Annotated in this window: 18 protein-coding genes and 1 pseudogene; 4 read left to right on the top strand and 15 right to left on the bottom strand. The window is 36.7% G+C overall.

Annotation, left to right across the window (positions count from 1 at the left end; genetic code table 11):
* Positions 1–237: 237 nt before the first annotated feature.
* The 12 genes from hslU to CP367_RS09875 all read right to left on the bottom strand — a co-directional run bounded on the left by hslU (position 238) and on the right by CP367_RS09875 (position 11,725).
* Positions 238–1,635: an ATP-dependent protease ATPase subunit HslU gene (gene hslU, locus CP367_RS09925; RefSeq protein WP_005722328.1), complete on the bottom strand. Its 1,398-nt coding sequence runs from the start codon at positions 1,633–1,635 to the stop codon at positions 238–240.
* A gap of 11 nt (positions 1,636–1,646) precedes the next feature.
* A complete protein-coding gene (gene hslV, locus CP367_RS09920; RefSeq protein ID WP_005720240.1) occupies positions 1,647–2,171 on the bottom strand; it encodes an HslVU peptidase proteolytic subunit in 525 nt (174 codons plus the stop codon).
* An 8-nt stretch (positions 2,172–2,179) separates the two neighbouring features.
* Entirely contained in the window at positions 2,180–3,088 is a 909-nt protein-coding gene (gene xerA / locus CP367_RS09915) for a site-specific tyrosine recombinase/integron integrase (RefSeq protein WP_089146285.1), read from the bottom strand.
* On the bottom strand, positions 3,088–4,404 hold the full coding sequence (gene trmFO / locus CP367_RS09910; RefSeq protein ID WP_023488723.1) for a methylenetetrahydrofolate--tRNA-(uracil(54)-C(5))-methyltransferase (FADH(2)-oxidizing) TrmFO: 1,317 nt from the start codon (positions 4,402–4,404) through the stop codon (positions 3,088–3,090). Before trmFO ends, xerA begins: the two co-directional genes overlap by 1 nt.
* A 22-nt stretch (positions 4,405–4,426) precedes the next feature.
* The gene (gene topA, locus CP367_RS09905) at positions 4,427–6,538 is read right to left on the bottom strand and encodes a type I DNA topoisomerase (RefSeq protein ID WP_089150847.1); all 2,112 of its coding nucleotides are present in this window, start codon (positions 6,536–6,538) and stop codon (positions 4,427–4,429) included.
* 69 nt (positions 6,539–6,607) lie between these two features.
* Positions 6,608–7,456 carry a DNA-processing protein DprA gene (gene dprA / locus CP367_RS09900; RefSeq protein WP_089146283.1) on the bottom strand — a complete coding sequence of 283 codons (849 nt, stop codon included), beginning with the start codon at positions 7,454–7,456 and terminating at the stop codon, positions 6,608–6,610.
* 40 nt (positions 7,457–7,496) lie between these two features.
* Positions 7,497–8,270 (bottom strand): ribonuclease HII, encoded by a 774-nt coding sequence (locus tag CP367_RS09895; RefSeq protein WP_089146282.1) that lies wholly within the window; start codon positions 8,268–8,270, stop codon positions 7,497–7,499.
* Positions 8,267–9,106 (bottom strand): ribosome biogenesis GTPase YlqF, encoded by an 840-nt coding sequence (gene ylqF / locus CP367_RS09890; protein ID WP_061204687.1) that lies wholly within the window; start codon positions 9,104–9,106, stop codon positions 8,267–8,269. Before ylqF ends, CP367_RS09895 begins: the two co-directional genes overlap by 4 nt.
* A 69-nt stretch (positions 9,107–9,175) precedes the next feature.
* Entirely contained in the window at positions 9,176–10,222 is a 1,047-nt protein-coding gene (locus CP367_RS09885) for a cation:proton antiporter (protein ID WP_255404453.1), read from the bottom strand.
* Positions 10,167–10,592 carry a cation:proton antiporter gene (locus tag CP367_RS11155; protein WP_023488718.1) on the bottom strand — a complete coding sequence of 142 codons (426 nt, stop codon included), beginning with the start codon at positions 10,590–10,592 and terminating at the stop codon, positions 10,167–10,169. Before CP367_RS11155 ends, CP367_RS09885 begins: the two co-directional genes overlap by 56 nt.
* 48 nt (positions 10,593–10,640) lie before the next feature.
* Positions 10,641–10,871 carry a YozE family protein gene (locus CP367_RS09880; RefSeq protein WP_005722332.1) on the bottom strand — a complete coding sequence of 77 codons (231 nt, stop codon included), beginning with the start codon at positions 10,869–10,871 and terminating at the stop codon, positions 10,641–10,643.
* 2 nt (positions 10,872–10,873) lie between these two features.
* Positions 10,874–11,725, bottom strand: a complete 852-nt coding sequence (locus CP367_RS09875; RefSeq protein ID WP_005722333.1) for a DegV family protein — start codon at positions 11,723–11,725, stop codon at positions 10,874–10,876.
* A gap of 113 nt (positions 11,726–11,838) precedes the next feature.
* Between CP367_RS09875 and CP367_RS09870 the strand changes: the two genes are divergently transcribed.
* Entirely contained in the window at positions 11,839–12,504 is a 666-nt protein-coding gene (locus CP367_RS09870) for a hemolysin III family protein (protein ID WP_005720215.1), read from the top strand.
* Between the two features lie 36 nt (positions 12,505–12,540).
* Here CP367_RS09870 and CP367_RS09865 read toward each other — a convergent pair whose 3' ends face one another.
* Positions 12,541–13,740, bottom strand: coding sequence for a CCA tRNA nucleotidyltransferase (locus tag CP367_RS09865; RefSeq protein ID WP_005720213.1), 1,200 nt, complete (start codon positions 13,738–13,740; stop codon positions 12,541–12,543).
* Between the two features lie 88 nt (positions 13,741–13,828).
* On the opposite strand from CP367_RS09865, the gene CP367_RS09860 reads away from it, so the two are divergent.
* Complete coding sequence (locus tag CP367_RS09860; protein WP_005726217.1) at positions 13,829–14,713, top strand: YitT family protein; 885 nt, start codon at positions 13,829–13,831, stop codon at positions 14,711–14,713.
* 43 nt (positions 14,714–14,756) lie between these two features.
* Here CP367_RS09860 and CP367_RS09855 read toward each other — a convergent pair whose 3' ends face one another.
* Positions 14,757–15,257 carry an SLAP domain-containing protein gene (locus CP367_RS09855; RefSeq protein WP_089143430.1) on the bottom strand — a complete coding sequence of 167 codons (501 nt, stop codon included), beginning with the start codon at positions 15,255–15,257 and terminating at the stop codon, positions 14,757–14,759.
* Between the two features lie 225 nt (positions 15,258–15,482).
* Here CP367_RS09855 and CP367_RS09850 point away from each other — a divergent pair.
* Both CP367_RS09850 and CP367_RS09845 read left to right on the top strand, forming a co-directional pair.
* Positions 15,483–16,793 (top strand): annotated as a pseudogene (locus CP367_RS09850) (APC family permease).
* Positions 16,794–17,078: 285 nt separating this feature from the next.
* Positions 17,079–17,894, top strand: a complete 816-nt coding sequence (locus tag CP367_RS09845; protein WP_065990798.1) for an aminoglycoside N(3)-acetyltransferase — start codon at positions 17,079–17,081, stop codon at positions 17,892–17,894.
* 50 nt (positions 17,895–17,944) lie between these two features.
* Here the strand turns inward: CP367_RS09845 and CP367_RS09840 are convergent.
* A partial coding sequence (locus CP367_RS09840; protein WP_143469237.1) for an IS3 family transposase occupies positions 17,945–18,149 on the bottom strand: 205 nt, incomplete at its 5' end.

Genomic DNA, 18,149 nt, shown 5'->3' with positions numbered 1-18,149 from the left:
TGAAATCAAATAATCAACTTAAGTATAAGCAACCTATGGAAAAACTACAAGTATTCATAGGCTTATTTGTGGTACTTTCGCTTTTTCTTAAATTTAAACTCTTATTTGCTTTAACCTTATTCGCATCATTAAAACAAGTAAATTTATTTTCTTAAATCATTGATAATACTTGACTTTGGGTAGAAAAAAAGCATTCAAACTTTGAATTGAATGCTTCATTCGTGATTCTTTGATCAATTAGAGAATAAATTTAGTTAAGTCTTTATTCATAATAATATCGCCTAACTTATCTTCAACATAGGCTTCAGTAACTGTGATTTCACCCATTTCCATATCAGGCCCTTCGTAAAGAACGTCTTCTAAGAGCTTTTCAAGAATAGTTGAAAGTCGACGAGCACCAATATTATCAGTGCCTTGGTTAACATCAAAGGCAATCTCCGCAATTTTATCAACGGCTTCTTGGGTGAAAACTAACTTAATGCCATCTGCCTTCATTAAAGCAATGTATTGCTTAAGCAATGAATTTTGTGGATCCTTCAAGATCTTGACAAAATCGTCCTTGGTTAAAGCGTTAAGTTCAACCCGAATTGGAAAACGTCCTTGAAGTTCTGGAATCAAATCACTAGGCTTACTTTCAGCAAAGGCACCTGCAGCAATAAACAAAATATGATCAGTTGAAACTGGGCCATATTTTGTATTTACAGTTGAGCCTTCAACGATTGGTAAAATATCTCTTTGAACACCTTCACGAGAAACTTCACCAGAATTACGTTTATTACCAGCAATAATTTTATCAATTTCATCAATAAAGATAATTCCGTTATTCTGGCTTCTTTCAATAGCATGTTGATAGATAGCGTCATAGTCAACTAACTTACGTGATTCTTCTTGAATCAAAACTTCACGTGCTTCTTTTACTGATAAAGTACGCTTAACCTTTTTCTTAGGCATAAGATCACTAAGCATTGAGCCCATATCCATCCCCATTTGACCCATCATGTCACTCATTGGGTTGGCCTTAGGAGCTTGTTCTACCTCTATGGTAACTTCGTGATCTTCAAGTAAGCCTTTAGCTAGCTTTTCAGCCACATCCATTCGTTTGTTTCTTACATCAGCAGAAACATCCTCTTCATGATCTTCTTCGCGATTATTTTCTCCCATCAACATAGACATCATATCTTGCATTTGCTGCATTTGATTTTCACGACGTTCATGTTTCTCTGCTGGAGCTAACAAACGAACCAATTCTTTATTTGCTTCTTTAGTTGCTTGAGTCTTTACACGAGCAAATTGGTCCTTTTCTTCCATTCGTACGGCTTCGGAAACCAAGTCACGGACCATTGATTCAACGTCACGTCCTACATAACCTACTTCAGTAAACTTCGTTGCCTCTACTTTAACAAAGGGAGCTTCTACAATATCAGCTAAACGACGAGCAATTTCAGTTTTACCTACACCAGTAGGACCAGCCATTAATAAATTCTTAGGCGTTACTTCACGTTGCATTTCTTTAGATAACTGCATTCTACGGTAACGGTTGTAAAGAGCTATCGCAACTGATTTTTTAGCTTCATCTTGGCCAATAATATATTCGTTTAAAATTTTAACTATTTCTTTTGGGGTCTTAATAGCCATTTCCTTCACTCCTAAATTTCATCAGTGACAATTTTATCATCAGTGAAAACATCAATTCCTGAAGCAATCTTTACAGCTTCATGTGCAATTTCATCGGCCTTCATATCTTTTGCGTGTCGAGTCATGGCAATCGCTGCGGCTTGAGCAAAATTACCACCTGAACCAATTGCAACTACGTTTTCATCAGGTTCAAGTACTTCACCATTACCTGAAATTAAAAGTAGGTCTTTGTCATCAAAAGCAATCAACATTGCATTTAATTTTTGTAAAGTTGGATCCTTACGCCATGCTTGAGCCATTTCCACGGCAGCACGACGAAGATCGCCTGAGTAGCTTTCGAGCTTGCCCTCAAGCATATCTTGAAGGCTGACTGCATCAGCTACACCACCGGCAAAACCAATTACTACACGATCATGGTAAATACGACGAATCTTACGCGCTGTTGCCTTGGCAATAACTTTTTCGCCTAAGGTTACTTGCCCATCACCGGCAATTGCTGTTTTTCCATTAAATCTTACTGAACAAATTGTTGTCATGTTAAACCTCAACTTTCTTTATTACGAGGAAAATATTTTTGATAATCTGATTTTAAATGAGCCATTGTTACATGAGTATAGATTTGCGTTGCTGATAGACTACTGTGTCCTAATAACTCTTGGACACTTCGCAAATCTGCTCCATTATTAAGCATCGCGGTAGCAAAGCTATGTCGCAACTCATGTGGGTGTACTTTACCACTAATTCCTGCCTGATTAAAAGTTTTTTGCATTACAGTTTCAATTCCGCGGCTAGTAATGCCAGTTCCTTGATTATTTAAAAATACATGCTGTTCATCATCATTTTTAAGTAATAATGGACGTGCATTTTCTAAATAAGCAATCAAAGATTTTTTTGTTTTATCATCAAAAGCAACATAGCGGTCTTTATTTCCTTTACCGTGAACCAAAATTGTCTGTAAGTCTAAATCAAGTTGACTCAAAGTAAGATTACTAACCTCACTTACCCGCATTCCTGTCGCATAAAACAGTTCAAACATTGCCAAATTTCTCATCGTCAAAGGCTTATTTCCCTTCAATGAATCAAAAACCTGCTTTAATTCAGGCTGGTAAAAAAATTGCGGTAATTTTTTCTCACCACGGCGTAAAGTAATACCCTGAGTTGGATCGATTGCCACTAGTTTGCGGCGGGTTAAAAAGCGGTAAAAAGAATGCAGGCTGGACATCTTGCGCAACTGACTACTACGGGCTAACTTGCGTTCTGCTAAATGTTGTAGATAAACCTGGATATCACGTTCTCTTACTTTAGTCCAACCTGGGAATCCACCATTTTCATGCCAAAACCTTTCCGCTTCATGCAAATCTGTTTGATAAGCTAAAACGGTTTTCGCACTATAATGACGCTCATTTTGTAAATATGATAAAAATTGATCTAACTCACTTTGCCTTTGGTTCATTAATCTAAAACTTCCGTCTTAAATTCATCTAAACTAGCAAGACCACGTTCACTGACCTTCTCATGGCGCTCACGCTTCTTGCGAATCTTCTTACCCTCTAGTGGAGGTAGCAAAGCAAAACTAGCATTCATTGGTTGGAAATGTTTAGCACTCGTAGTAGTTATGTAGTTAGCCATTGAGCCTAACGCAGTATCTTTTGGGAAAGCCACAGTATCTTTCCCCATAGCTTCACGTGCTGCATTAATTCCTGCTACTAAGCCACTACCTGCACTTTCTACATAGCCTTCAACACCTGTCATCTGGCCTGCAAAAAATAATCCAGGCTGCTCTTTTGCCTCGTAAGAAGCTGTCAAAACTTCTGGTGAAGCCATATAAGTATTACGATGCATTTTACCATAACGAACGAAACGTGCATTTTCTAAGCCTGGGATCATTGAAAATACTCGTTTTTGTTCACCAAATTTCAAATGAGTTTGGAAACCAACAATATTATACATTGAAGCTGCAGCATTATCTTGGCGCAACTGTACAACTGCATAAGGAGTTTTGCCTGTATGTGGATCTTCTAATCCTACTGGTTTAAGTGGACCAAAAAGCATTGTTTTAGCACCACGCGCTGCCATTACTTCAATTGGCATACACCCCTCAAAAACATCGCTATTTTCAAAACCATGTAATTGCGCAGTTTCAGCGTTAATTAATTCCTGACTAAACTTTTCATATTGCTCTTTAGTCATAGGACAATTCAAATATGCAGCTTCACCACGATCATAACGCGACTTTTTATAAACAATGTTCATATCAATCGAGTCAGCGGCCACGATCGGAGCTGCTGCATCAAAGAAATGTAAACTATCAGTTCCAGAAAATTTTTGAATCTGTCCAGCTAAAGCATCACTAGTTAACGGACCAGTTGCAATAATTGTAATCCCATCTTTCGGAATTTCAGTAACTTCTTCTTCGTGAACAGTTACATTCTCTAACCCACGCAAAGTGTCAGTTACGTATTTACTAAAACTATCACGATCAACGGCTAATGCTCCACCTGCAGGCACTTGAGTTTTGTCGGCAGCTTTCATGATCAATGAATCTAAATGACGCATTTCTTCTTTTAAAAGACCTACAGCATTAGATAATTGATTTGATCTCATTGAATTGGTACAAACCAGTTCCGCAAATTCACCAGTTTCATGAGCTGGAGTCTCCTTTTTTGGTCGCATTTCATAAAGGTCAACATGAATACCACGCTTAGCTAATTGCCAAGTTGCTTCACTACCAGCAAGACCTGCACCAATAACTGTTACATTTTTTGGCATTTACTCACCTATATTTTCTATGTTAATTGTTTTTTTCGTTTTCACTGTCTTCACGATAATCACCGTTAGGACAAAGAATCACTGGACCTTTTTTAGAATGCTTTTCTACTAAAAAGTGGCCATCATTTGGACAATTTCTGCCAATTGGCTTGTCCCATGAGACAAAGTCGCATTCTGGATAACGAGAACAGCCGTAGAATTTACGATTTCTACGTGATTTCTTTTCGACAACCTGACCTTTGCCACATTTTGGACAAACTACACCGATTTCTTTAATGATTGGCTTAGTATTACGACAATCTGGGAAACGAGAACAAGCATAGAACTTGCCATAGCGTCCCATCTTAATCACCATTGGTGCACCACAAATATCACAATTAAAGCCAGCTGGTTCATCCTTGATTTGTACCTTTTCGATTTCACTATCAGCCTTATTTAATTCTTTCTTAAACGGTTGATAGTATTCGTCAACAACATGAACCCAATCCTTTTTACCATCTTCGACTTCATCCAATTCATTTTCAAGTCGGGCGGTGTAATCAACATCAGTAATATCTGGGAAGAAGCTTTCAATTAAGCCATCAACAATTTCACCTAATTCAGTTGGTACAATTGAACGACCATCAAGTTTAACATAATAGCGGCGTTGAATTGTATCTATTGTAGGTGCATAAGTTGAAGGACGGCCCACGCCATTTTCTTCCAATGCGTGAACTAATGATGCTTCAGTATAGCGTGCTGGTGGTAACGTAAAGTGCTGTTTGTTATCGGACTTAGTCATCTTGACCTTGTCACCCTCTTCAAGATCAGGTAAGTCAACATTCTTTTCTTGTTGATTATCATAAACCTTGGTGAAACCAGCAAATTTCAATTTAGAACCAGTAGTTCTAAAAATCACACCATTTTGAACAATATCTGCACGAACAGTATCATAAACAGCTGGGGTCATTTCACTGGCCAAAAAACGTGACCAAATCAATTTGTATAAACGATATTGTTCCGTAGTTAGGATACTCTTTAATGACTCCGGTGTGCGATATACAGATGTTGGGCGAATGGCCTCGTGAGCATCTTGTGCGTCTTCTTGATTCTTAAAATGGCGTTGACTCTTAGCTGCAAATTCTGCACCATAATTTTCATGCAAAAACTTAGAAGCCTCTTGTTGGGCAACTGGTGATGTTCTCTTAGAGTCAGTTCTCATATAAGTAATCAAACCAACTGTTCCTTGCTTACCTAAAGAAATCCCTTCATATAATTGCTGAGCAATACTCATAGTTCTACGAGTACGATAACCTAAACGCTTATTGGCTTCTTGCTGCATTGTAGAAGTTGTAAATGGGGCTGCTGGCTGACGCCGACGTTGCCGAGCAACAACTTTATCTACTACAAAGTCCTTTTTCTTATCGATTTTAGCCAAAACATCCTTAACAGAATCGATATTAGGCAATTCTTTCTTTTTGCCATCAACACCATAAAAGGCAGATTTAAAAGTTTCTTTACCCTTAGCAAATTCCGCATCAATTGACCAATATTCTTTTGGCTTAAAGTTCTTGATCTCCTTTTCACGATCAATCACTAATTTTAAGGCAACTGATTGTACACGTCCTGCAGATAAACCTTTTTTAACTTTGGCCCAAAGAATTGGTGAAAGTGAATACCCTACAATTCGATCAAGTACACGTCTTGCCTGTTGGGCATCAACCGTATCCATATCAATTGTCCGGGGATGCTTGAAGCTTTCTTTAACTGCATCCTTGGTAACTTCGTTAAAAGTTACTCTATTCTTGGCTTTTTCGTCAAGATTCAATGCGTGCGCTACGTGCCAAGCAATTGCTTCGCCTTCACGATCGGGGTCGGATGCTAAATAAACATCCTTGGCCTTCTTGGCTTCGCTTTTTAATTCTTTAATGGTATCGCCTTTACCACGAATGGAAATATACTTAGGCTTATAGTTGTCTTCAAAGTCGATTCCCATTTGTGACTTAGGCAAATCACGAATATGCCCCTTGGAAGCAATAACGTGATAGTTTCTTCCTAAATATTTTTCAATAGTCTTAGCTTTTGCAGGTGATTCCACAATGACTAAGGTCTTTTTACGTTTTTTTGTTGTTTTACTTTTCGCTTTAGTAGGCATTAACTGCCTCCTTAATTCTTATTTTATTTTATGGGTACAGTCCAAAAATAACTAATACTTTCTGAATTGTCAAATCTTTATCTTGTTAAATTTAAAATCAACAATTGGCGTAGCTCCTGCTTCAATTAATTGATTGGGACCTGCAGACAATGCATTAGTAATTGGCCCAGGTACTGCATAAATATCGCGATTTTCTTGTAACGCTAAATTAGCAGTAATCAGTGAACCCGACTTTTCTTTAGCCTCAGTAACGATTACGCTTTGACTTAAGCCGGCCAAGATACGGTTGCGTTCAGGAAAACGATACGGACGCGGTGGTGTATCAGGCAAATATTCACTAATCAATAGTCCCTTTTGCACAATCTCTTCTTGTAAAGCAAAATTTTGCATTGGATATGAAAAATTTAAACCATTGCCAATAACCGCAATTGTTTTTCCTTGGTTGAAAAGTGCAGCCTTATGAGCTAAGGCATCAACGCCTTTTGCTAAGCCACTTGCTACAACCTGACCAGATTGCACAATATTAGGTACCAAGCGATTAATAACATCTTGACTATACTTAGTCGGATAGCGTGAGCCAACAATTGTAATGATTTCTTTTTGCAGTAAAGAAATATCTCCTCGGGTAAACAATACCATAGGTGGTCGATAAATTTGACGTAGTTTTTCTGGATATGCTTCATCGAAAAAACTGATTACGTCACACTGCTGTTCAATTTGTTGTACCATTCGATCCAACTGATCATCCTGAAAAGCGCGATAGCATGCATCCATTAGTTTCTCAGTTAATTCAATTTGTTCTAATTCTTCAAATTCAATTTCTGTTTCATCAGTTACCTGATTAGCAATTGTCAGCAATTTAACATAACCAATCCCTTTTTGCAATTTTAATTTTAGTAGAAATTCTGTTTTTTTCATAAAAAAAGCCCTCCACTATTTATTACGCAAAAAGAGACCATTATTTTTTTATAAATTGAAATTTATTCAAAAAATCACTGACTGGAGCAAATGTTTTGCGGTGAATTGGCGTAGGGCCATACTTTTTCAAGGCTTCAATGTGCTCCTTGGTGCCATATCCTGCATTATGATGAAAGCAATATTGAGGGTATATTCTATCATAATCATCCATCAATTGATCTCGAAAGACCTTGGCCACAATTGAAGCTGCCGCAATTGAATTCGACTTAGCATCTCCCTTAATCAATTTAACTTGGGGTAGATTTACTGGCACATTCATTGCATCTACCAAAAGTGCATTCGGCTTAACATCAAGTGCTCGTACTGCTTGAGCCATCGCTTGACGGTCAGCTTCATAAATATTAATTTGATCGATTACCTCTGCACTTTTTACTCCAATACCAACACTAACTGCTTCCGCTAAAATTTTAGGATATAACTTCAATCGTTTCTCTGGGCTCAATTTCTTCGAGTCGTTTACATCTAATAAATCAAAATCTTGATCAATTATCACAGCAGCAGTTACTACCGGTCCAGCTAAAGGGCCACGTCCTACCTCATCAACACCCGCTACTAATTGTCCCTTTTCCCAGAACTTTTTTTCATAAGAAAAGCGACACAAAAACTCTTCTTTTTTTGCTAGTAATTTTGCTTGACGCTTACGATAACTAACTAACAATTTTTGTACGCCGGCCCGCGGATCTGCCTCAAGTTCGTTAATTTGGGCTTCAGAGACCTCAGATTTCAACAGTTCTTTTATTTCTTTAATTGTCATGGTCTATCTAACGTAATCCTTCCGATTGCACCCTTACGCAATTTTTGTAACATAAATAATGAAAAACGATCATAATCATCACGCATGCCATATTTTTCAGTCATTGACAAAAGCAAATCTGGATCAGCCATATCAGCAATTTGCTGTTCAGGTAATTTAGAAAATTTAAGCAGATCCTTAGCATAAAATTCACGTAAATTTTTCAAAACAAATAATGCTACATCATCTGCATGAAAAACACTATCCTTAATTGCACCGAAAGCAGCTAATTTATAACCAACTTCCTGATCAGAAAATTTAGGCCATAAAATCCCTGGTGTATCGAGCACTTGAATATTAGCATTTGTTTTCAGCCATCTTTGTCCCTTAGTTACACCTGGTTTGTTACCGACTTCAGCCACGTTCCGACCAACTAAACGATTAATCACCGTTGACTTGCCACAGTTAGGAATACCTGCCAAAGCAATTCTAATAGTAGGATTTGAGGCCCCTCGTGCTTCTAGCTTCTCTGTTTTGGCAGCTGCCGCCTTTTTTACTAAGGAAACCAACTTCTGCATATTAGTATTGTGCAAGGAGTCAAGTGCCAAAACATACTTATTATCTCCAGCTAATTCTGCTGCCCATGCCTTTGTTAAAACTGGATCAGCTAAATCAGCCTTATTTAAGATAATAATATGTGGTTTATTACCAACTAGTTCTTCAATCATTGGATTTCTTGAAGCTTGCGGAATTCGGGCATCAAGTACTTCCACCAAAACATCAATCAGTCCTAACTTATCTTCCAGTTGATTACGAGCCTTGTTCATATGCCCCGGATACCATTGAATTGTTGCCATATTATCTCTTCTTTCTAAAATTAATCATTTTCATCATCTAAGAACACCACTTCTGACATCAAAATCTGTCTATATAAAGCCAGAAAGCCTCAACGATATTCTCTCTTGTTGTGCAATTTTACCTAAATAGTCACGTTCTTGTCTAAAAGCATATCTATATACCTCAGCTCTAAATTCTTTCTGATCATCGGGCAATTCTTTTTGTTTAATTGTATACTTTATTTCCCTAGCAAAATCAACCATAGAAGTTTGATTCATTTGTGCCCTTAAATCGAATTCTAATTGTTTTCGAATCTTTTTAGGTAAATAGATCTTTTTCATTTGATCCATAGCATACTCAATCATTGCCACACGAACTCGATCAACTTCCTTTCTTTGATCAAAATCAGGTATATCTTTGTCCAAGATCATGTGAAAAACAATTGTTGGAACAATCATACTTAGTAAAATAAGCGTAATTTCACTCACCAAAATTAAATGGAAATCTGCTACATTAATGCGTAAATCATATAACGTATATGCCAAGGCAAAAGTAACTGCTCCATGAATGCCATCCAGACTAAAAATCAATGCTTCTTTATTACTCGTTTTTCCTTTAATAGAAGGGCTAAATCGATAATAAAAGTATCTAATAAGCAAATTAGCTAGGTATAAAATTATTCCGTTATAAAAAATAAAGGCATTAGTAAGCCTGCTTCGCTCAGATTCAACGTTATGAATCAATCCGGCTGCAACGACTGCAATAATTCCAGAAACGTGAATTTCTTCTGCTAAAAAATATATTATTAACGGTGTCAAAAAGAATATGACTTCAACCGGCATTGCAACACCAGCAGATAAATGATATTTGGAGCGAAAACTTTCCTGACGCAAGAAAACTAATAAAGTAGCCACCAAAGCTCCTAGAAAAATACCTCCACCTGCAGAATATAAAAAATTACCTATTGCTTGTCCAATCCGTAATTCTTGATGCAAGTACCAATCAACTGCCATATTAAGCAAAATGATACCTGAAGCGTCATTAAACAAAGACTCATCTTTTAGGTAAAAAGCAATCTTCTTAGGCAGCTTCAATCCATGTGTTACAGATTCTGTTGCTGTAGCATCTGTTGGCATTGAAATTGCAGCCAGAATAAAAGCCAGTGGTAGAGAGACCCATACTAAAATAGATCCCGAATCCCGCAGTTATAGTTGCCAAGATAATCATAATAACCGTTAACCCAACTATTGCACGCCACGAACGTAAAACATTGTACAACCTAGTACGTTGTCCCTCAAAAAATAGTAATGGCGCTACAATCAAGCCCATAAATAATTCCGAGCTAAAGCTCTCAATTAATGAATTAGTTTGTGGTACTAGTGCAATAGCCGCTCCAATCGCCATTGCAATGTAATTAACTGATATTCTCTTCAAAAAGCGTTGTTGAATAATCGTCGCAAATGCTACCGCAAAGACAATAAAACCAATAAAAATTACTACCTGCATTTTTCTACCCACTTAATAAAAAAGCCCAGGCATCTATCAGGCTTGGGCTTAATACATCATTTTGTCTTCATACATTCGATAAGCACGATCAAAAATTGACATACTTGGTAAATAACTAGCATTCAATTCCAAATAATCTGACAATTTCTCATAATCTTGTTCTTGCTTAGGAAAAGTCAGGTCATGCTGCGCATTATTCGCAAATTGAGCTACGTCATCAGCTGAATCTGCATCCCTTTGCGTCATTAAATATCGATAAAAACTTTCTCGGTAAGCCATAATTACTCCACATAATATAAGATCGCATAAGCACCATTGCCAGCATGTGTTGCGATAATTGGACTTGTCTCTGCCACTAAAACATTAATCGCAGGATTGATTGCACGAATTTTTTCAGCTAATTCTTCCATTAATTCAGGTGTATCAACGTACGAAATGCCTACTTCTTTAATATGCTCTTTATTATCTGCGATTTCTTTTAACACTCGTTCATCAAAAGCACGTGTAAATTTCTTACCTCGTCCTTTTTTGGCTACGATTAACTTACCTTGTGGCATCTGAAGAGCGATTCTAATATTAAGCATAGTAGCAATTCGACCAGAAAGTGCACCTAAACGGCCACCCTTGATTAAGTTTTGTAAATTAACTACCATCATTTCCAGTTTTTGAGTACTACGAATCTTTTTAACATGATCAATAATCTCAGCCATGCTTTTACCAGCCTGAGCATCCTTAGCAGCAGCCAAAACTTGGAAGCCTTCTGCCCTGTCGGTTAGTTCAGAGTCAATAATTGTAACATTATCGCTTTGACCTGCAATTTCTGCAGCTTGACGAGCGGCATCTATCGTACCACTTAATGATTTAGCTAAGAAAATACCAATCACTTGACTGCCATCTGCAGTTAATTTTTTAATCACATCAACAAAACGGCCAATTGGTGGCTGACTAGTCTTAGGTAAGCTCTCCGCTTCGTTCATCTTCTTGACAAAATCACTTCTAGTGATATCAATCCCATCCACATATGACTTACCGTCGATGGTAATCGTCAATGGGACTACTGTAATGTCATATTTTTCAACTTCTTCTGGTGTTAATTGGACGGAAGAGTCCGTCATAACTTTTATCTTCGACAACGTATTCGCCTTCAATTCTAATTTGTTTACCCGATTTATGATAAAATGTAAGCAACATATATACTGTATTGTATCAAAAAACTATTAGAAGAAAAAAGGATTGATTACACTTCATGAAAATTAGCAAACTTTGGCAGCAACCAGAACAACGATCAGAAAGGTACTACCTTCTAGATAATATTTTTAGTGCCATAACTCATGGGATTGGTTTCGGACTAGCAGTTACCGGCTTAGTAATTTTAATTGTAAAGGCAGCTCATACAGGCAGCCCGATGCGAGTTGTTACTTTCACAATTTATGGCTCTTGCCTGGTACTGCTTTATTTATTTTCCACACTATATCACAGTTTAGTTTTTACACGGGCCAAAAATATTTTTCAAATTTTTGACCATTCTTCAATCTTTCTTTTGATTGCAGGATCTTATACTCCATATTCACTTGTTGCAATTGGTGGAGCCTGGGGTTGGACTTTATTTGGCTTGATCTGGGGCCTAACCATCTTTGGCATCATTTACTACATCTTCAATCGTGGTAAACACGTCATACTTGATACAATCCTCTATGTTGCAATGGGATGGTTAGTTATCTTGTCAGGATCTTATTTATATGTTCGCTTAAGTCCAACTGGATTCTGGCTATTAGTTAGTGGTGGCATTGCTTACACAATCGGCGCGATTCTGTTCAGTATGCGCAATGTTCCCTTTATCCATACTATCTGGCATTTATTTGTTATGCTCGGTTCAATCTTAATGTACTTTTCCGTTTTACTTTATGTTTAAAAAATGTAGCAGTTGAATTCTGCTACATTTTTCTTTCTATTCAATTGTAGTCAAATAGCTTTCAATCGCTTCTTGATTATTCTCAACTTCACCTGAAACAACTAACTCTCGAATTTTATTCAAAGTCTGCCCCAATTTTGCACCTGGTCGCATCCCGCGATCTATTAAAAATCTCCCATCAACGGCTAGTTCCGACGCTTTTTTAATAGGTAAAGCCATATAACGATCAACTAAAGCTTCTGAAGAAATTGGTTGACCAACAATATGAGCAACGTCAATCGTATTAATTAATGTCTCTTCCCCTGCTAAGAATAATTCATAATCACTAGGAGCATGACTAGAAAGTAAATCAAATAGATTAATAATTCTTTCGACTTGCTCAGTCATAGCATTAGAGTTTTTCCAGTCACGCATAAAACGATGAATTTGTTCATTCGGTAATTTCAATAGCAAAATTATCAGTGACCACAAACTATTTTCCATCGTTGGACTGAATTTTAACTGTGGGAAAATAGCTAGTTGATCTTTTTTTCCGCCAAAATCAGGTACATCTTCACTCAAATTTGTATCAAGAAAAACCTGAAAAGCTTGCCGAGCATGTGGTCCTAAACCTAATTTTACAAATTCTTCTCGAATTCGTTCAACTGAAATTTTTTTAAGTAATTTATGATTATCCTTAATTGCCTGTTGGGTCTTGCTTTCTAACTTAAATTCAAGTTGACTCATAAAACGTACGGCCCGCATCATTCGCAAAGCATCCTCGTGGAATCTTTTTTCTGGATCACCTACAGCACGAATGACATGGTTTTTGAGATCATCTAGTCCGTTAAATAAGTCAACAATTTGCCCTCGTGTATCCATTGCCAGAGCGTTAATCGTAAAGTCTCTACGCTTTAAATCTTCATCTAAGTTTTGAACAAATGTTACATGATCTGGACGACGAAAATCTTGATAACCCGATTCTGTTCTAAAAGTGGTAATCTCATAACTTTCACCACCATAAAGGACAGTCACCGTTCCATGTTTAATTCCTGTATCAATTGACTTATCAAATAACTCTTTTACCTCTTCTGGATAAGCACTAGTAGTAATGTCTACATCATGAACATGACGATGTAACAAAACATCGCGGACAGAACCACCCACAAAGTACGCTTCAAAGCCTGCATTTTCTAATATCTGTAACACGGGCATTGCCTTGGTAAAAATTTCTGGTAAATTATCTATCTTTATCATATTAAAATCTCAATTCTTATTGTCTTTATTATTACTTTTGCCATACACTTTGTTAAAATTGAGGAAAGACATAAAGGAGGTAATCATTATGCGTAAGATTGACAAAAGTATCTTAATTGATATCCTCATGATCGCGCTAGGCTGTGCTATTTACGCTTTAAGTCTAGACATGATTTCTGTCCCCAATAAACTAGCCGACGGCGGACTAAGTGGTATTTCACTTCTTCTGCGGCATTTTTGGGGCATCAACATGGGACTATCGACCCTTGTATTGAATATTCCACTAATTTTGTTAGGCTATCGCTTTATGGGCAAACGTCTTTTAGCCTATACAATCTGGGGAACGCTCAGTCTTTCCTTTTTCTTATGGTTTTGGCATTCAGTACCTATTATAAAACAATTAGATTTAGAACACGACCTCTTCCTTTCAGCAATTTCTGCTGGGTTATTGTCTGGAATCGGATTAGGGTTAGTATTTAGATATAATGGTACTTCCGGTGGAACTGATATTATTGCCCGAATCTGTCAGATAAAATTTGGTATTTCGTCTGGCAAAATGCTTTTAGCTTGTGATGCAATAGTACTCTTCGCATCCCTATCTTACTTAGACATCAAGCATATGCTATACACATTATTAGCTTCTTTTGTCTTATCCCGAGTAATGGATACCGTTCAGCAAGGTGCATACACAGCCCGTGGTTTATTAATTATCTCTGACAAATATGAACAAATTGGCAAGATGATTGATTTAAAACTAAATCGTGGTTTCACATATCTAAAAGCTTTAGGTGGCTATCAACAAAATGAAAAACGTGTAATTTATGTTGTAGTCGCACCGCGGGAAATTCCATCAATCAAAGCTTTAATCAAGCAAGAAGATCCACATGCTTTTGTTTCAATAATTGAGGTAAATGAGGCAATGGGAGAAGGATTTACTTATAAAAAACCACATCGCTTTTTCATCCACAAGTAAAAAGCTATACCATGATGCATTTCATGATATAGCTTTTCTTTTACTAATAATTAATAATTACAGTCAATACGTTATTAGCTTTAACGTATTCGTTTTCTCCAATTTGAATGAATGGCCGTTCATCAATTTCTTTATGGCCAAGATTTTTAACTTTAGAGCCTTGTTTAACAAACTTACCTGGAATTGGCTGACCATTTTTATCATAAACATATGATGGATGCTTAATGCGGTTAATTGTCTCGGCTGTGTCCTTAATGTATGGTAAAAATGCCCCTTCCTTAACGAATTTATTCTTACCAATCTTCACAAAATTATTGCCATTAATTGATTTAATGCCTAGGATCTTGTAAACACGGCCCTTTTTTAAATGTCCAACTTTTTCTCCTTTGCGGTTAAAAATCGTTGCTTTTCTAGTCAAGTTTAACTTTTTACCCTGACGAATTGGATTAGTTGAAGCTGCGTTAACTGTCTGAGCAGTCATCGCACCTAAACTTAAGGAGGCTAAGACTACTCCTGCCATATACATAATTTTTTTGTTCATCATGATCTCATCCCCTAATCATTACTCAATCTTCTTATTTATATTTTAACAAAAAATGCAGAGGTTATACACTTTTCTCTATTTTTATTTATGGGATGAATAACACTTATTCTTTGCAATCTTTCATGGCAAGAACTAATCTTAGCTTGTAAGCGTTTGTCAATATTAAGCAGTCAAGAGGGTGAAAACAATGCCAAAAAAATAGTTACTCCCAAGAAGCTTTCGTTCATGTCTATTTACTTCTTGGGAATTAATGGGGTAATTGGGTCCGGTGCCTTTTTACTACCTCAAACAATCTATAAAGATATGAACTTGATGAGTGTTTTCGTAACAATTTGTGCTGCTCTTACAGTAAGTATGGTTGCTCTTTGTTATGCTGACTTGTCAAGTCGTTTTACTGGATCAGGCGCAGCTTGGCTTTATTCATATCACGCCTTTGGGCGATTTACTGGCTACGAACTTGGAATATATACTTGTTTTTTAGGATGCTGTACATATGCGGCAGAAATAGTAGCTTTGTTAACTATTTTAAAGACTTTGTCCCCTGTTTTTAGTAATCACGCTGTTTACTACGGGATAGCTATTGGAATAATTGTGCTGTTTACGATTATTAACTTATTTGGTCGGACAATTGTAAAATTAGTCGATAACTTATCCTCTGCTGCCAAAATGATTACTATTCTGATTTTTATCATCATTGGTGCCTTTTTTATTCATAAAATGAACTTTACACCTGTGATTCCTAAAGCAGCAACCTTAGGTGTTGGTCCTTACTTCAAACATTTTGGTGCCGCATTTAGTGTAGTATTTTACATGTTTACTGGATTCTCCTTTATTCCAATTGCTGCAAAACAGATGAATAATCCAGAGAAAAATATTCCCAAAGTATTGATCTCAGTGATGATCACTGTGACTATTTTATATGCATTAATGATGTTAGTAGCTATCGGGATTTTAGGATCCAAGATGGTTAATTATAGTACGCCTATTGCTGTAGCCTTTCAAAAGGCCGTTGGTGATTGAGGCTACGTTCTAGTAATTGCAGGGATGCTGATTAGTGTTATCGGCGTTGCTTTTGCAGGATCTTTCAATACTCCATCGTTGATTGCTTCTCTTGCTAATGAGCACGCAATGTTACCTAAATGGATTGGAAAAAAGAACAAGCATGATGCTGCTTGGGTAGCTATTTTACTCAGTGCAATCATCACTATGATTTTAATCACACAATCATACCTCTTCTTGGTATCTTGTATTGTATTAGCTTCATTTATTCAGTATGTGCCATCTATCTTAGCAGTAATCAAATTCAAGCATACTAATGAATTTCCAAATAACGGTTTTAAGCTCCCATTCGGCTACGTTATTCCAGCTTTAGCATTAATTATCTCATGCTACATGGTAACCAATTTCACTTGGAAAACTATTTTGGTCGGAGTAGTCGTAGGGGTATTAGCCGCAGTAGCTTACTTCTTCATTGAAAAAGATGCAAAAGTTGAAGAAAAGCATCAAAAGTATTTGTCAAAAATGCGCAATAAATAATTTTCAAGTTATAAGGACGATGACTATCGAATATCGCCCTTATTTTTTTGATCAATTAAGACTTTTTAGTCTGCTTTTAAATCTATTTTTCAACTTATACATTATGAAAGCCCATCTCCTCTCATAATATTTAGTGCTAAACTGTTAGATAGATTAGTATTAGAAAAGAGCAACAACAAATGAGTAATCATAAAGCTAAAATAAATAACGCTGAAATTAAAACTAGAGTACCCCGCTTCAGACCAAGCCAGTAAAAAACTTAAGTTAACACAAAAGGAAAAACATATGTCTGAAGAGATAATTAACACAGTCACAACAAAAAATGATTTTAAGAGTGCATTGAGAAATGCGGGTATTAAAGATGATGATACCGTATTAGTTCATACTGCACTAAGTAAATTCTATTACGTTCCTAATGGTCCAGAAACCATTGTCGAAGCCTTAAAAGAAGCTGTGCCTAATGGAACAATAATGATGCCCTCACAAGTTTCCACGAATTGTGATCCAGCCACTTGGGAATATCCACCAGTACAAAAATCTTTGATTCAAGTAGTTAAGGATGCTATGCCACCTTATAATCCTACAACATCAATGACAGAAGGCTTAGGGGTTACGCCAGAGTATTTCAGAACTTTGCCAGATGTTGTTCGAAGTACCCATCCTTACTTGCCAATTGCTATTTGGGGCAAAAACAAAGTAAAGATTGCACAGAATCAACCTTTAAATATTCCTTATGGAATTGACAGTCCTTTAGATTATTTGTACCAGAATAATGGCAAAACTATCTTTTTAGGAACTGATTATGAAACGTGTACAGTTTTGCACTATGCAGAATCCACAATTGGTAGAAAAACCGAAACATGTTCTGCTGCAACTAGTCTGGATGAAAGCGGCAAAACTATTTGGACTGAATATCAAAATATTGATATGGATTCATATGATGACTTTAATGAATTAGGGACAGAGTTTGAAGCAAAGCATCCCTCTGCTATCAAAAAGGTTAAGTTAAACAATGGTGTCATCAAAGTAATAAATGTAAAATCGCTAATTGATTTTGCTAGAAAATGGTTTACAAAAAAAGACAATAATCATTCAATTTAATAATAAAAGGAAGTAGTGATATGCGCCCAAAAATTAAGACATATTAATTATTAGATCGCTTGCTTTAAGGCCATGCTTCGATATTCTATCGGAGTGTGGCCTTTTAGCGTGCTCTTGATTCTATGGTGATTGTAGTAGTGAATGTAATCTTCGATAGCAGCTTTAAGCTCATCAAGATTCTTATAATTCTTCTCAAAGCCATAGAACATTTCTCTTTTAAGAATGCCAAAAAAACCTTCCATCAAGCCATCATCC

The sequence above is a fragment of the Lactobacillus sp. UMNPBX16 genome (genome assembly GCF_002553775.1).
Taxonomy (GTDB): domain Bacteria; phylum Bacillota; class Bacilli; order Lactobacillales; family Lactobacillaceae; genus Lactobacillus; species Lactobacillus crispatus.
This window is presented reverse-complemented; position numbering and strand designations above follow the sequence as displayed.

Excerpts from the sequence above, each read along its gene's own strand:
- CP367_RS09880 (WP_005722332.1), bottom strand. The coding sequence starts at position 10,871 with ATGGCTTACCGAGAAAGTTTTTATCGATATTTAATGACGCAAAGGGAT.
- ylqF (WP_061204687.1), bottom strand. The coding sequence starts at position 9,106 with ATGGCAACAATTCAATGGTATCCGGGGCATATGAACAAGGCTCGTAAT.
- CP367_RS09870 (WP_005720215.1), top strand. The coding sequence starts at position 11,839 with ATGAAAATTAGCAAACTTTGGCAGCAACCAGAACAACGATCAGAAAGG.
- xerA (WP_089146285.1), bottom strand. The coding sequence starts at position 3,088 with ATGAACCAAAGGCAAAGTGAGTTAGATCAATTTTTATCATATTTACAA.
- CP367_RS09885 (WP_255404453.1), bottom strand. The coding sequence starts at position 10,222 with ATGCCAACAGATGCTACAGCAACAGAATCTGTAACACATGGATTGAAG.
- topA (WP_089150847.1), bottom strand. The coding sequence starts at position 6,538 with ATGCCTACTAAAGCGAAAAGTAAAACAACAAAAAAACGTAAAAAGACC.
- CP367_RS09845 (WP_065990798.1), top strand. The coding sequence starts at position 17,079 with ATGTCTGAAGAGATAATTAACACAGTCACAACAAAAAATGATTTTAAG.
- CP367_RS09860 (WP_005726217.1), top strand. The coding sequence starts at position 13,829 with ATGCGTAAGATTGACAAAAGTATCTTAATTGATATCCTCATGATCGCG.
- CP367_RS09865 (WP_005720213.1), bottom strand. The coding sequence starts at position 13,740 with ATGATAAAGATAGATAATTTACCAGAAATTTTTACCAAGGCAATGCCC.
- hslV (WP_005720240.1), bottom strand. The coding sequence starts at position 2,171 with ATGACAACAATTTGTTCAGTAAGATTTAATGGAAAAACAGCAATTGCC.
- CP367_RS09895 (WP_089146282.1), bottom strand. The coding sequence starts at position 8,270 with ATGACAATTAAAGAAATAAAAGAACTGTTGAAATCTGAGGTCTCTGAA.
- CP367_RS09855 (WP_089143430.1), bottom strand. The coding sequence starts at position 15,257 with ATGATGAACAAAAAAATTATGTATATGGCAGGAGTAGTCTTAGCCTCC.
- CP367_RS11155 (WP_023488718.1), bottom strand. The coding sequence starts at position 10,592 with ATGCAGGTAGTAATTTTTATTGGTTTTATTGTCTTTGCGGTAGCATTT.
- trmFO (WP_023488723.1), bottom strand. The coding sequence starts at position 4,404 with ATGCCAAAAAATGTAACAGTTATTGGTGCAGGTCTTGCTGGTAGTGAA.
- hslU (WP_005722328.1), bottom strand. The coding sequence starts at position 1,635 with ATGGCTATTAAGACCCCAAAAGAAATAGTTAAAATTTTAAACGAATAT.
- dprA (WP_089146283.1), bottom strand. The coding sequence starts at position 7,456 with ATGAAAAAAACAGAATTTCTACTAAAATTAAAATTGCAAAAAGGGATT.